The organism is Nocardia noduli, from assembly GCF_019038455.1.
Lineage (GTDB): Bacteria > Actinomycetota > Actinomycetes > Mycobacteriales > Mycobacteriaceae > Nocardia > Nocardia noduli.
The window spans coordinates 17,608-31,417 of the sequence record NZ_JAFMPL010000098.1 but is presented as its reverse complement, the minus strand read 5'-3'; the positions used below and the strand labels follow the sequence as shown (position 1 = coordinate 31,417).

Here is a 13,810-nt window from a genome sequence, read left to right as displayed (position 1 = left end):
AAATCTTTTGCTGACTAATGTCCAACCCATCCCATACGGGGGTATGAAAGGGCCGGAACCAAATAAAACATTTGGCACTGACATTCATCGACACACTATTGAGTTCTCAAAGAACACACGCACACACCATCTCACAAGCAATCCGCTCGATCAATCAGTGAGGCAACTTATCCAGCTTAGCGCAGCCAATCACCCGAAACCAAATCCAGGATCTCAACCGAACCAGTGCGATCGCCAGGCGCTCCTCGTACTACCTCGTTTCCCAGGCCTCGCCCAGCCTCTCGGCTCTGCGTGGCGGCTCCGGGTCGGTGTCCGTGTCGCTCTGACTTGGATAAAGTTACGTAGCCGTGTGCACGATGTCAAATCGCCTGGTAGACGGCCTGGATCGACGATTCTTCAACGGTGCGCGGTCAGAAACACCGGTTCGAACCAGCCCCGGGCGGCCTCGGTGAATCGAAAACGGTCCCAAGCGCCCGCGCCCTCCGGAATTGCGCCGACGAGTTCCACTCCGGTGACCCTCGGCAGATCGTCGCGATTGCATTCCGAGGCGAGGTCCGGGTCCGCGGGCCACGCGCCGATGACCAGTCCCGCACATCGCACGCCGGCTGCCGAGAGCGCGCGGGTCGTCAGTTCGCTGTGGTTCAGGGTGCCCAGGCCCGCCGCGGCGACGACGAGCACCGGGGCGTCGAGTTCCCTCGCCAGATCGGTCAGGGTGAATTCACCGAGCCGGACCAGCAGACCGCCCGCACCCTCGACCAGGGTGAGGTCGGCATCGCCCAGCTCGCGGATCGCGGCGACGGTCTCCCGCAGGGTCAACAAGGGTTGCCCGCAGCGCACGGCGGCGGTGTCCGGCGCGAGCGGGTCCGGGTAGCGCGCGAGTTCGATACCGCGATCGATGCCACTCAGCCGGGCGATGTCGGCGAGGTCGCCGGGCTCCCCGGGGTCGACTCCGGTCTGCGCCGGTTTGCATACCGCGACCGAACGGCCATCGGCCGCCGCGGCGGCGGCCACGGCGGCGGTGACCACCGTTTTACCGACACCCGTCGAGGTTCCGGTGACGAGCAGGATGCTCATGCCCGGCTCCCCCGCACGTGCGTGGAAGGAAGGCGACGCGACGCGGATCGCCTCATGCGGGCACCGCGTCCAGGCCTCGGGCCCCGGCCAGGACCTCACCGAGAACCGTCGCGATGGTGTCCATCTCCGCGGTTGTCAGGTCGGCGCGAGCGGTGAGCCGCAACCGGGAAGTGCCCTCCGGCACCGACGGCGGCCGGAAACATCCGACCTCTAGGCCGCGCGCTCGACAGGCCTGGGCGGCTTCGTGGGCGACATGTGTCTGTCCGAGCACCACCGAGACGACCGCCGAATCCGGCGTTCCCACGCCGGCGATCCGCGCGATGTCGGCGGCACGTTCCAGCACGCGCCCCGCCATCGCCGGTTCGGCGCGCAACAGGCGCAGAGCGGCGCGCGCGGCGCCGACGGCGGCCGGAGCGAGTCCGGTGTCGAAGATGAAGGTGCGGGCGGTGTCGATCAGATGGGCGCGTACGTTCTCACCCGCGAGTACGGCGCCGCCCTGCGCCGCGAACGCTTTGGACAGGGTCGCGGTGATCACCAGATCCGGCGCGCCGGACAGCCCGACCTCCTCGACGAGACCGCGTCCGCCCGTGCCGCGCACGCCGAGCCCGTGCGCCTCGTCGACGATCAACACCGCGCCGTTGGACCGGGTGACCCGGTGCAATTCGGCCAGCGGCGCGAGATCGCCGTCGGCACTGAATACCGAATCGGTGAGTACCAGCGCCCGTTCCTCGCTGCGCGCGGACAGTAGGCGGTCCACCGCGTCGACATCGCGATGCGGCGCGATCTCCACCCGCGCCCGCGACAACCTGCAGGCATCGACCAGCGACGCGTGACTACCCGCGTCGGAGACGACCAGGGAACCTCGGCCCGACAGCGCGGTCACGGCGCCCAGGTTCGCGGCGTACCCGGAGGCGAAGACCAGGCCCGCCTCGGCGCCGACGAAGTCGGCGAGTTCGGCTTCCAATTCCTCGTGTTCGGTGGTGGTGCCGGTGACCAGACGCGACCCGGTGGATCCGGTGCCCCAGCGCCGCACGGATTCGATCGCCGCTTCCATCACCTCGGGGTGGTGCACCAGGCCGAGGTAGTCGTTGGACGCGAGATCGATCGATGCCGATACCGGCGGCCTCGGGCGGAGATCACGGTGCAGGCCTGCGGTTGCGCGGTCGGCGGCCCGTTCGTCCAGCCAACTCGACAGATCGGTATTCACAGCTCCGCAGCATACTTGAACACCGTTCAGGGCGGTATGGGCCAGACCCGGACCGACGATCCGGGGCGATGGTTCCACGGGGTTCGCGATCGTCGGATCGGGCCCGAATCATCGCGCCGACCGGTCGACTACGACGCCCCGAACCAGTTCGGGGTGTCGAACCGGAAGAGATCTCCCGGGGTGACCCTGCGCAGATCCTCCTCCAGCGCGGCGAGGCGATCGGCGCCCAGGATGTCGGCCCAGCGGCGGTGAATCCGGTCGAAGGCGCGGGCGGATTCGGTCAACGCGTCGGTCGCGCGGTCGGTCAGGGTGTACACCTTGCGCCGCGCGTCCTGCGGGTCGTGACCCCGACACAGGTAGCCGAGGCGTTCCAGCGCTTCGATGTGTTTACCCGCCGCCTGTTTCGAGACACCGAGCGCCCGCCCGAGGTCGGCGGCGGTACATCCGTACCGACCCCCGACCCGACCGACGGCCTGGAAGACGAATCCGTGCATGGGTCGCATTTCGGCGTGCCCCCGCTCGGCCAATTCGGCGTGTACCTCGTCGACGATGCTCCGAAAGCCGAGCAGCAGGCGTAGCGGCAGTTCGTAGCCGCCCTCATCACTTGACATGATAGACAACCTCATTGACCATATAGACAACTTTGTTGTCTATTATAGGAGATTCGGGAATGACACTCATTCGCCACACCGACACCCGGCGCACCGAAACCCCCGGCGGCGTGATGACCACCCTCGCCTCCCCCACCCAGGGCGATACCGGACAGGCGCTGTGGCAGGTGCGGGTTCGCCCCGGAGTCGCGGGCCCGGTGCACACCATCGACGCCGAACAGATCTGGACCGTACTGACCGGACAGCTGACCATCGCCCTGGACGACACGAAAATCACCGCGACAGAGGGAGATACCGTGGTGCTGCGCGCCAACGCGACGCGGCAGGTCCTCGCGGGCGACGACGGATTCACCGCCATCGTCACCGGCCCCGCCGGATCACGGGCGAGAACCCCGGGCGGCGACGAGGCCGTCGTGCCGCCCTGGATCGCCTGAACGCACGCTCGCCGCTACGCCGACTGCGCTGCCACCGCGGCGAGCATGCCCGAGGTGATGATCTCGATATCCGCGCCGGTGCTGACGAACGGCGGCATGCAGTAGACGAGATCGCGGAACGGACGAAGCCACGCGCCCGCCCGCACCGCCGCGTCGGTCGCGCGTCGCATTTCGACCGGTTCGGCCAATTCGATGACGCCGATCGCACCGAGCACCCGCACGTCGACCACGCCCGGCAGGTCGCGTGCGGGCGCGAGACCCTCGATCAGTCCGGCTTCGATCCGGCCGACCTCACCGCGCCAGTCACGCTCGAGCAGCAATTCGATGGACGCCACCGCCACCGCGCAGGCCAGCGGATTGCCCATGAAGGTCGGGCCGTGCATGAGGCCGCCGTGGGCGGCGCTGAGCGTCTCGGCGATCACCGTCGTGCACAGGGCCGCGGCGAGGGTGAGGTAGCCGCCGGTGATGGCCTTGCCCACGCACATCACGTCGGGGGCGACACCGACGTGATCGGCCGCGAAGAAGGTTCCGGTCCGGCCGAATCCCGTGGCGATCTCGTCGAAGATCAGCAGGACGCCGTGCTCGTCACAGAGACGGCGCAGGTCGAGCAGGTAGCGCGGATCGTGCCAGCGCATGCCGCCCGCGCCCTGCACGACCGGTTCGACGATGATCGCGGCGAGTTCGTGGGCGTGCGCGCCAACCAGCCGCTCCAGTTCCTCGACGTAGTCGGGTCGGTAGTCGCGTGGCGGCGGCGGGGCGAAGATCTGGGCCGCGAGCACATCGGTCCACAGCGAATGCATGCCGCCGTCCGGGTCGCAGACGCTCATGGGGGTGAAGGTGTCACCGTGGTAGCCGCCGCGCCAGGTCAGCAGCCGGGATTTGCCCGGCTTTCCGAGCGCGCGCCAGTACTGCAGGCACATCTTCACCGCGACCTCGACCGAGACCGAACCGGAATCGCACAGGAAGACCTTGTCCAATCCTTCGGGCGTGTGCGCCACGAGCAGCTCCGCGAGGCGCGCGGCGGGTTCGTGGGTCAGTCCCCCGAACATCACGTGACTCATCCGCCGTGACTGCGCGAGCAGGGCCGCGTCCAGAACCGGGTGACCGTAGCCGTGGACGGCCGCCCACCACGAACTCATGCCGTCGACGAGGACCCGGCCGTCGGCCAGCGTCAGCCGGGTGCCTTCGGCGGAGGCGACGATCAGCGGTTCGGTGGTCGCCGGAAAGCCACCGTAGGGGTGCCAGACATGTTCGGCGTCGATGCGGGTGATCTCGTCGGGGGTCAGTGCCACTGCATTCCTCGCGGTCGAGCGACAGCCCCGGATTTCCCGAGGCAAGCTTGAACGGTGTTCAAGTTATCACCCCGGTGCCGGCGCGAGGACGGCGTCACACCCGGACGGTCGGGAACCTCGGGAGACCCTCATCACGCGGATAGTCGGTGACTATCTCGATTCCGAGGACCGCGAGCCGGATAGTTACCGCTCACGCGGTGTCATCGCACGGTCCGTCATCGAAGATTCCGCCCGCTCGAATCCGGGGACGCGGCAGACCCGACCATCACGACCGGCCGCGCGGCGACCGACGCGATACCGATTCTGCCTGGTCGACCTGTCCGAGGACCGGAAACCGCACCTGTTGTCGCACCGCGTTGCGGTCAGGTGCCGCGACCTCCACGGCGCGGGTCCGGTCTGGACGCGGACCGATGCCGTACCCGACCACCCGACCCGCCGGAGATAGGCCGCGCACCCTCGGTGACCTCTGCGGGCGCGCCCGCCCGCGCACACCCGCGAGAGCTATCGCCTGACTGCCGCTACTGTCATTTGTATGCCTGAGCCCGACGCATCGCCCGGTGACCTGACGCCACTCGGTGTGTGGCCCGGCACGCCCTATCCGCTCGGCGCCACCTATGACGGCGCGGGCACCAATTTCTCGGTGTTCTCCGAGGTCGCCGAGGCGGTGGAACTGTGCCTGATCGGTCGTGACGGCGCGGAAACCCGTATCCAGCTCGATGAAGTCGACACCTACGTCTGGCACGCCTACCTCCCGAGTATCGGACCGGGCCAGCGCTACGGGTTCCGCGTGCACGGGCCCTACGATCCGGAACAGGGATTGCGTTGTGATCCGAGCAAATTGCTGCTCGATCCGTACGGCAAGTCCTTCGACGGCGATTTCGACGACGACCCGTCCCTGCACACCTACGGGCTGGATTCGCTGGGCCACACCATGACCGGCGTGGTGATCAACCCGTTCTTCGACTGGGGCGCCGATCGCCCGCCGAACCGGCCCTATCACGAGACGGTCATCTACGAGGCGCACGTCAAGGGCATGACGATGACGCACCCCGATATTCCCGACGAATTGCGCGGCACCTACGCGGGTATCGCGCATCCGGCGATCGTGGGTCACCTGAAGAGTCTCGGTATCACCGCGATCGAACTGATGCCGGTACACCAGTTCCTTCAGGACCGGGTGCTGCTCGACCAGGGACTGCGGAACTACTGGGGGTACAACAGCTTCGGCTATCTCGCACCGCACAACGGGTACGCCGCGAGCCCGCGCGGCGGTGCTGCGGTCACCGAATTCAAGGCGATGGTGCGCGCGTTGCACGCCGAGGGCATCGAGGTGATCCTCGACGTGGTCTACAACCACACCGCCGAAGGCAACCATCTCGGTCCGACCATCGCCTTCCGCGGAATCGACAATGCCGCGTATTACCGTCTGCTGGACAAGGATCCGTCCCGGTACATGGATTACACCGGCACCGGCAACAGTCTCAATGTGCGTCATCCGCACACGCTGCAACTGATCATGGATTCGCTGCGGTACTGGATCCTCGACATGCACGTCGACGGGTTCCGCTTCGACCTGGCCGCCACTCTCGCGCGCGAACTGCACGACGTGGACCGGCTGTCCACGTTCTTCGATCTGGTGCAACAGGATCCGGTGGTCAGCCAGGTGAAACTGATCGCCGAACCGTGGGATGTCGGCGAGGGCGGCTACCAGGTCGGCAACTTCCCCGGGCAGTGGACCGAATGGAACGGCAAGTACCGCGACACCGTTCGTGACTACTGGCGCGGCGAACCGGCCACCCTCGGCGAATTCGCGTCCCGGCTCACCGGTTCGTCGGATCTGTACGAGGCCACCGGGCGCAGGCCGAGTGCCAGTATCAACTTCATCATCGCCCACGACGGCTTCACGTTGCGGGATCTGGTGTCCTACAACGAGAAACACAACTCGGCCAACGGCGAGGACAATCGCGACGGCGAGAGTCACAACCGTTCGTGGAACTGCGGAGTCGAAGGACCGACCGACGATCCGGACATTCTCGCCCTGCGCGCCAAGCAATCCCGCAATCTGCTCGCGACGCTGGTGTTGTCCCAGGGCACGCCGATGCTCGCGCACGGCGACGAGATGGGCCGCACCCAGCACGGCAACAACAATGTCTACTGCCAGGATTCCGAGATCGCCTGGATGGACTGGTCGCTGCTGAAATCCAACGAGGATCTGTTCGATTTCACCCGGCACGTGATCGCGCTGCGTACCGCCCACCCCATCTTCCGTCGCCGACGCTTCCTGGCGGGCAGGCCGATCCGGTCGAAGGATCACGCCAGGGATATCGCCTGGCTGACCCCGGCGGGCGAGGAGATGACACCGGCCGATTGGGACAGCGGGTTCGGCAAATCGCTCACCGTCTACCTGAACGGGCTCGGCATCCCCGAGCCGGGTCCGCGCGGCGAACGCATCACCGACGACTCGTTCCTGATGTGTTTCAACGCGCACGACTCCGCACTCGACTTCGTGCTGCCCGGCGCCGACTACGGCGCCGAATGGTCGGTGGCACTGGACTGTTCGATTCCCGACGGCCTCTCCGAGGCCTCCTACCCGGCATCGGCGACCCTGCCGGTTCCCGCCCGCTGCCTGCTCGTGCTCCGCTGCCCTGCTTAATCGGACAACCCATATGACTACATCCAACGCCTCCCAGCAGACCCACCACACCGATCCGATCGCCCGCGCCAAATCCCGGGTCCGCGCACTGTCGATCCGCAGCACCTACCGTCTGCAACTGCGGCCGGACGCGCTGACCTTCACCGATGCCCGCACCATCGCGGAATACCTGCAACAGCTGGGAATCTCTCATCTGTATCTGTCGCCGATCCTGACACCCATGCACGGGTCGACGCACGGCTACGACATCGCCGACCCGACCACGGTCTCGGCGGCGCTCGGCGGGCCGGGCGGACTCAAGGCGCTGGCCGACGAGGTGCGCAGCCGAGGTATGGGCCTGATCGTCGACCTGGTGCCCAATCATGTCGGCGTCGCCGATCCGCGTCAGAATCCCTGGTGGTGGGATGTCCTGCGCAACGGCAAGGAATCTGCCTACCAGCACTATTTCGATATCGATTGGAGTTCGTCCAACGGCGCGGGCGGCAGGCTGGCCCTGCCGATATTGCAGAGCGAGAACGATCCGGCCTCGCTGACCGTCGACCGGTCCGGCGCGGAACCGATGCTGGCCCTGCGTGATCTGCGATTCCCGATCGCGCCGGGCACCGACGGCGACAACGCGCTGCGCATCCACGACAAACAGCACTACCGCTTGGTGAGTTGGAAATCGGGTTTGTGCACCTACCGGCGATTCTTCGCGGTCAGCAGTCTCGCGGCGGTGCGCCAAGAGGATCCGGAAGTCTTCGAGATCACCCACCGCGAACTGGCGGCGTGGTGCGAACACGATCTCATCGACGGCGTGCGGGTCGATCATCCGGACGGATTGTCCGATCCCGCGGCCTACCTGGTCGGGCTGCGTCAGCTCATCGGGCCGAATCGTCTGCTGCTGGTGGAGAAGATCCTCGCCAACCGCGAACCGCTCGACGCCACCCTCCCGGTGGACGGCACCACCGGTTACGACGCGCTGGCCGGGCTCGGCGGTGTGCTGATCGACCCCGACGGGGAATCGGTGCTGACCGATCTCTCACGCCGGTTCGCCGGGCACGGCAGTGATCGCGCCTGGGTCGGCGAGACCGAGCATCGGATCAAACGCGCGGTCGCCGAGAGCATTTTGACGCCCGAGGTGCGCAGACTGGTCGCCGCGATCAAACGTGACGCCGCCGCCGAGAGTTTCGACACCCTCGCGCTCACGAACGCCACCATCGAGGTGCTCGCCTTCATGCCGGTGTACCGGGCGGATTACGCGCCACTGGCCGGAATGACCGGCGCGGTGATCGCCGAGGTCGAGAAACGCAACAGCGAACTGACCGCGCCGCTTTCGGTCCTGGTGACCGCGTTGGCCGTGGACGGTGAGGCGGCGGTGCGGTTCGGCCAGGTCTGCGGGGCGATCACCGCGAAGGCCGTCGAGGACACCATGTTCTACCAGGGCGCGCGGCTGGTCTCGTTGCAGGAGGTCGGCGGCAATCCCGCGCGTTTCGGTCATTCGCTCAACGAATTCCACCTCGCCAATACCGAACGCGCGGAGCGCTGGCCCGCCGCGATGACGACCCTGTCGACCCACGACACGAAACGCGGCGAGGATGTGCGCGCCAGGATCGGGGTGCTGTCGCAGGCGGCGAGTATCTGGGCGCGGTCGGTCGAATCCTGGATGGAAAGGACCCCGGCGCCGGACGGCGCGACGGCACTGTTCCTGCTACAGAACATGTTCGGAGTCTGGCCCGCGGACGGTCGCCCGGCCTCCTCGGTGCCGGGCCTGCGCGAGCGACTGCACATGTTCGCGGAGAAGGCGACCCGCGAGGCGGGTACCAGAACATCCTGGGAGGAGCCGGATTCGGAATTCGAATCGGCGGTGCACGGCTGGCTGGACACGGTGATCGACGGGCCCATCGGCGCGGAGTTGAGCGATCTGGTGCACGATCTCGCCCCGCACGCCTGGTCGGATTCGCTGGCGCAGAAGCTGTTACAGCTGTGCATCCCCGGCATCCCGGATATCTACCAGGGCTGCGAACTCTGGGAGGACTCGCTGGTCGATCCGGACAATCGACGTCCGGTGGATTTCGGGGCACGCACCGGTATGCTGCAATCGCTCACCGGCACACCGGCTTTGGATACGTCGGGGGCGGTCAAGATGTGGATCGTCGCCTATGCGCTGTGGTTGCGCAGGGAACGGCCGGAATGTTTCGTCGGCGGCAGCTATCTGCCGTTGTTCGCCACCGGTGAGCAGGCGAGCAGGCTCGTGTCCTACGCCCGAGGTAAGCCGAGCGAAGCGCCGGAGGTCATCGTGGCGGCCACCAGGCACAGTGTGGGGCTCGTCGAATCCGGTTGGGGTGACACCACACTGGATCTGCCGTCGGGCAGTTGGACCGACCGCCTCACCGGGCACACCTTCCAGGGACGAGCCCGGTTGGAGAAGTTGTTCGCGCGGCTGCCGGTCGCGCTGCTGGTGCGCTGAGGCCACGGCCGAGCGCGGGCCGCACGCGTCCGCGCCCCGGACCTCCCGGGGCGCGGACGTGCTCGTATCGCAGGAACCTCAGAGCCAGGTGGGGTCGCCGAACACGGCTCCCGAGTCGTCGGCCTCTTCGGAGGCCACGTTGACATAGGTGAATTGGCGCAGAGTCACCGGGCCGGTGCAGGAGTTGACCCTGATGTGATAGTCGCGGATACCGGCGTAGATGGTCTTGCCCGGCACCATGGCCTTCTCGGCCATGCTGAGTTCGCCGACCTCACCGGGATTGAGCGTCAGTGTCGCGACCGGGACGATATTGAACGGATTCGTGGTGGGGTCGAGGTCGTCGAGGAATACGTTCGGGGTGACGCCGAAGGTGCCCGAGCCGATGTTCACCGCGCATCCGACGTGGTAGCCGACCCGCAGTGTTCCGGTCGCCTCGCCGTCGATCCGGCCGTAGGAGACACTGCTCACCAGCGCCTCGCGGGTGGTGCCCATCATGTTCAGCGGCGGGATCCTGTTGATGAACTCGTCCCGGTTACCCACGGCGAACGGAATCCCGTTCGGCGAGACGAAGGATTTCTCGTGCGGCGGCATGGGAATTATCTCGGCATTCGCCTGCGGCAGCGCCACGGACGACACACACGCGACGGCGGCCCCGGCAAAGGCCAGGGCCGCTCTTTGGAGGGTCGACATGCGGCACACTCTATTAGCCGATCGCTATGGCGATGATCTGCGACACGGCCGACGGCGGTGAGCGTCTTCACCACCCGCACCGGGACGGGACCCGTCGGATCACGCGGCGGCGGGCACCTTGTCGAGGAAGCCGTACACGTGGGCGATGCGACCGTCGCGCACGATCGCGACATCGAAGCCGACGACAACGGCCGGTGCGCCCGCCGGTCCCAGTTCCCAGGTGAAACGCACCTGGTCGTGGTGCGCGTCGACCGGTCCGGCCAGTGCGAAGACCCAACCGGGGAACTGGGCCTGCACCCCGGCGATGGCGGCGTCGATTCCGTCGTGGCCCGCGACCTCGATCAGCGGATCGATGTACTCGGCGTCGGCGGCGAAGATTTCGGCCACGGCGACTTTGCGAGCAGCGGCGTCGGTGGTGTTCCAGGCTTGCAGGTACTGCGCGACAATGGTGTTCACGGTGTCCTCCGAAAATAGCGGTGAGCTGCGGTTTCTCCGTCGCTCTCGGTACCGGGACTACGTTATGGGCGAGGCCGGTCGCGGCGAATCAGTCGCCTATAGGTACTTTCGGCGCCCGCATCGGTACCCGGTCGTGAGCCGTCTCGCTACGGTGAACGGATGCTGCACGGACGGGAAGCCGAACAGGAACGCATCGATCGGCTTCTCGAAGCGGCCCGGCAGGGTCGAAGCGGCACGCTCGTACTGCGCGGCGAACCCGGTATCGGAAAGACCGCGCTGCTGAATTACGCCGCGGCCCAAGGTATTCCGACGGTGCGCGGCACCGGGATCGAATCCGAGGCCGAACTGCCATTCGCGGCACTGCATCTGCTCGTCCGCCCCGGTATGGCGCTGGTCGACGGACTGCCGGGCCCGCAACGTGACGCGATGCGCGCCGCGTTCGGCATGACGGACCGGGCGGCTGTCGCCGACCCGATGTCGATCGGACTCGCGGTGCTGTCACTGTTCGCCGAGGAAGCCGCCGACGGGCCCCTGCTCTGCCTCGTCGACGACGCGCACTGGCTGGACCGGGCCACAACGCAGGCCCTGCTGTTCGCGGCCCGCAGACTCGACTCCGAAGGCGTGGTGATCCTTTTCGCCACCCGCACCGGCGATCACGGTTTTCCCGCGACCGGACTGCCGGAGCTGGAGATCTCAGGCCTGCGCCAGGATGCCGCCGCGGCACTGGTCGACAGGCAGGCCCCGGATCTGTCCCCCACCGTGCGATACCGACTGCTCGCCGAAGCGGCGGGCAATCCGCTGGCCCTGCTGGAATTGCCCGCCGTCCTCGCGGCCGAATCACCGAGCGCGGGACCGAATCCGCTCCCGCTGACCGAGCGCCTGCGCGTCGCCTTCCACGGCCGGGTCGGCGGAATGCCGGACCGCACCCGCACCCTGCTGCTCCTCGCGGCCGCCGCGAATACGCCCGAACTCGGGCCGGTGCTCCTGGCCGCGACGGCATCGGGTGTCGACCTGTCTGATCTGGCCCCCGCGGAGGAGAGCGGTTTGGTGCGCAGCGACGGGCGGAGCCTGACGTTCCGGCACCCGCTGCTCCGTTCGGCGATCTACCGGGGCGCGCACGTCGCGCAACGCCTCGCGGCACACCGCGCCCTCGCGGACGCGCTCACCGACGACGCGGACACCGACCTGCGGGCCTGGCATCTGGCCTCGGCGGCGACCGGACCAGACGACACCGCGGCCGACGCCCTGGAGGCCACCGCGCACCGGGCCCGGATCCGCCACGGCTACGACGGCGCGGTCGCCGCCTACGAGCGAGCGGCCGATCTCAGTACCGACACCGGCGCGCGGGTCCGCCGACTGGTGCTCGCGGCCGAAACCGCCGCCGAAACCGGGCGGGTCGACCTGGCCGGGTCGCTCGCCGAGCGAGCGGCCGCGCAGACCGTGGATCCCCGGCTCGGCGCTCGGCTGGATCTGGTGCGCGCGACGGCGGCGTTCGGGTCGGGGAAACCGCGCGCCGCACATCGGCTCCTACTCGGGGCGGCAACGGCGATGCGCGAACACGAACCCCATCGCGCGGCCGGGATGCTGTCACAGGCCGTGCACACCGCCTGGTATCTCGGGGAAGCCGAACTCGCCGAAGTGAGCGCGCTGTGGGCCGAACTGCCGCTCGACGATGCCGATCCGATGGCACCCGTCGCCCGCTACGTACTCGGCGCGATCGACCGTCGATACACCGTGCCACTACGCGACGCCGCCGCCGACGCCAGGGCCAACGGCGCGGACAGTCCACGAGATCTGGTCCAGATGTGCGGGGCCGGGCTGGTCGTCGGCCAGGACGATCAGGTCACCGAACTCGTCGCCGAACTCGTCGCGGAATGCCGTGACCAGGGACGTATCGCGGCGCTGCCCTCGCTGCTGTTCTTCCGCGCCGAGGCCGAGTTCTTCCTCGGCAGACCGCGTGAGGGCAAGCTGGCGGCGACAGAGGGCCTGCGGATCGCCGAGGATCTCGGTCAGACCCATTGGATCAGCCAGCAGCGGAGCTTTCTCTGCTATCTGGCCGCGATCGGGGGATCCGACGCGGAATGCGAGAACCTGGCCGCCGCGGCCGTCGTCGAAGAACTCGGCGGTGCGACGGCGGCAGGCGCACCGTGGACGCACGCGGCGCTCGGACTGCTCGATCTCGGGCGCGGCAGGGTGGAGAGCGCGCTGACCCGGCTGGAACCACTCACCGAGGAACCCGCGCGGCACTACGTGATCGGATTGCGCGCACTACCCGATCTCGTCGAAGCGGCGGTGCGGATCGGAGCACCGGACCGTGCGCGCGACGCCCTCGACCGGTTGCGGGCCTGGGCCGACACCGCCGGGCAGAGCTGGATCGAGTCGCTCGCGCACCGCTGTCACGCGCTGACCACCGTCGGCGACGACGCCGAAACCGGCTACCGCGCGGCGCTACGACTCGGCGGACACCCCTTCGACCTGGCCAGGACGCAACTGCTGTACGGGGAATGGCTGCGCAGGGCCAAGCGCAGAATCGACGCGCGCGTACCCCTGGAACAGGCGTTGGACACCTTCGATCGTCTCGCCGCCGTCCCATGGGCGGAACGTGCCCGGATCGAACTCGCGGCGCTCGGCGTCGGCGCGGCGGAGCGCCCCGCCGACGGGGTGTCGGCACGGCTCACGCCGCAGGAACTACAGATCGTGCGACTGGCCGCGCGAGGGCTCTCGAATCGGGATATCGCCGCGCAATTGTTCCTGAGCCCGCGCACGGTCGGCCATCACCTGTACAAGGCGTATCCGAAACTCGGAGTGCTGTCACGAAACGAATTGCGGGAATTTTAGCGGCCGGGGCCGCGGGTTCGCGGCCCCCTTTGTCTCGCGTCCGAGCGGTCGAGACTCGCGACTTCGTCGCATGCGCTTCGACCGCTCGGACGCGAGACGGGCCGCG

General features: G+C 67.8%; 10 protein-coding genes. 4 read left to right on the top strand and 6 right to left on the bottom strand.

The window, feature by feature from the left end; genetic code table 11:
- Positions 1-396: 396 nt before the first annotated feature.
- The 3 genes from bioD to JZ792_RS33120 form a co-directional block, all read right to left on the bottom strand.
- Entirely contained in the window at positions 397-1,074 is a 678-nt protein-coding gene (gene bioD / locus JZ792_RS33130; RefSeq protein ID WP_216916840.1) for a dethiobiotin synthase, read from the bottom strand.
- A 52-nt stretch (positions 1,075-1,126) separates the two neighbouring features.
- The gene (locus tag JZ792_RS33125) at positions 1,127-2,281 is read right to left on the bottom strand and encodes an 8-amino-7-oxononanoate synthase (protein ID WP_216916839.1); all 1,155 of its coding nucleotides are present in this window, start codon (positions 2,279-2,281) and stop codon (positions 1,127-1,129) included.
- 128 nt (positions 2,282-2,409) lie between these two features.
- Complete coding sequence (locus JZ792_RS33120; protein ID WP_216916838.1) at positions 2,410-2,892, bottom strand: MarR family winged helix-turn-helix transcriptional regulator; 483 nt, start codon at positions 2,890-2,892, stop codon at positions 2,410-2,412.
- A 59-nt stretch (positions 2,893-2,951) separates the two neighbouring features.
- Between JZ792_RS33120 and JZ792_RS33115 the strand changes: the two genes are divergently transcribed.
- Complete coding sequence (locus JZ792_RS33115) at positions 2,952-3,326, top strand: cupin domain-containing protein (RefSeq protein ID WP_216916837.1); 375 nt, start codon at positions 2,952-2,954, stop codon at positions 3,324-3,326.
- Between the two features lie 14 nt (positions 3,327-3,340).
- On the opposite strand, the gene JZ792_RS33110 is transcribed toward JZ792_RS33115, so the two are convergent.
- Positions 3,341-4,618 carry an adenosylmethionine--8-amino-7-oxononanoate transaminase gene (locus JZ792_RS33110; protein WP_216916836.1) on the bottom strand — a complete coding sequence of 426 codons (1,278 nt, stop codon included), beginning with the start codon at positions 4,616-4,618 and terminating at the stop codon, positions 3,341-3,343.
- 532 nt (positions 4,619-5,150) lie between these two features.
- On the opposite strand from JZ792_RS33110, the gene glgX reads away from it, so the two are divergent.
- Both glgX and treY read left to right on the top strand, forming a co-directional pair.
- The gene (gene glgX / locus JZ792_RS33105; RefSeq protein ID WP_216916835.1) at positions 5,151-7,271 is read left to right on the top strand and encodes a glycogen debranching protein GlgX; all 2,121 of its coding nucleotides are present in this window, start codon (positions 5,151-5,153) and stop codon (positions 7,269-7,271) included.
- A gap of 88 nt (positions 7,272-7,359) precedes the next feature.
- On the top strand, positions 7,360-9,720 hold the full coding sequence (gene treY / locus JZ792_RS33100) for a malto-oligosyltrehalose synthase (protein ID WP_254190692.1): 2,361 nt from the start codon (positions 7,360-7,362) through the stop codon (positions 9,718-9,720).
- Between the two features lie 78 nt (positions 9,721-9,798).
- On the opposite strand, the gene JZ792_RS33095 is transcribed toward treY, so the two are convergent.
- Positions 9,799-10,410 (bottom strand): MspA family porin, encoded by a 612-nt coding sequence (locus JZ792_RS33095; RefSeq protein WP_216916833.1) that lies wholly within the window; start codon positions 10,408-10,410, stop codon positions 9,799-9,801.
- Between the two features lie 99 nt (positions 10,411-10,509).
- Positions 10,510-10,866, bottom strand: coding sequence for a nuclear transport factor 2 family protein (locus tag JZ792_RS33090; protein ID WP_216916832.1), 357 nt, complete (start codon positions 10,864-10,866; stop codon positions 10,510-10,512).
- A gap of 159 nt (positions 10,867-11,025) precedes the next feature.
- Here JZ792_RS33090 and JZ792_RS33085 point away from each other — a divergent pair, with 159 nt between their 5' ends.
- The gene (locus JZ792_RS33085) at positions 11,026-13,704 is read left to right on the top strand and encodes a helix-turn-helix transcriptional regulator (RefSeq protein WP_216916831.1); all 2,679 of its coding nucleotides are present in this window, start codon (positions 11,026-11,028) and stop codon (positions 13,702-13,704) included.
- The last annotated feature ends 106 nt before the right edge of the window (positions 13,705-13,810 follow it).

What these genes read in the sequence shown, in the direction of transcription:
- bioD (WP_216916840.1), bottom strand. Translation starts at nt 1,074, where the DNA reads ATGAGCATCCTGCTCGTCACCGGAACCTCGACGGGTGTCGGTAAAACG.
- JZ792_RS33120 (WP_216916838.1), bottom strand. Translation starts at nt 2,892, where the DNA reads ATGTCAAGTGATGAGGGCGGCTACGAACTGCCGCTACGCCTGCTGCTC.
- JZ792_RS33115 (WP_216916837.1), top strand. Translation starts at nt 2,952, where the DNA reads ATGACACTCATTCGCCACACCGACACCCGGCGCACCGAAACCCCCGGC.
- glgX (WP_216916835.1), top strand. Translation starts at nt 5,151, where the DNA reads ATGCCTGAGCCCGACGCATCGCCCGGTGACCTGACGCCACTCGGTGTG.
- JZ792_RS33095 (WP_216916833.1), bottom strand. Translation starts at nt 10,410, where the DNA reads ATGTCGACCCTCCAAAGAGCGGCCCTGGCCTTTGCCGGGGCCGCCGTC.
- JZ792_RS33085 (WP_216916831.1), top strand. Translation starts at nt 11,026, where the DNA reads ATGCTGCACGGACGGGAAGCCGAACAGGAACGCATCGATCGGCTTCTC.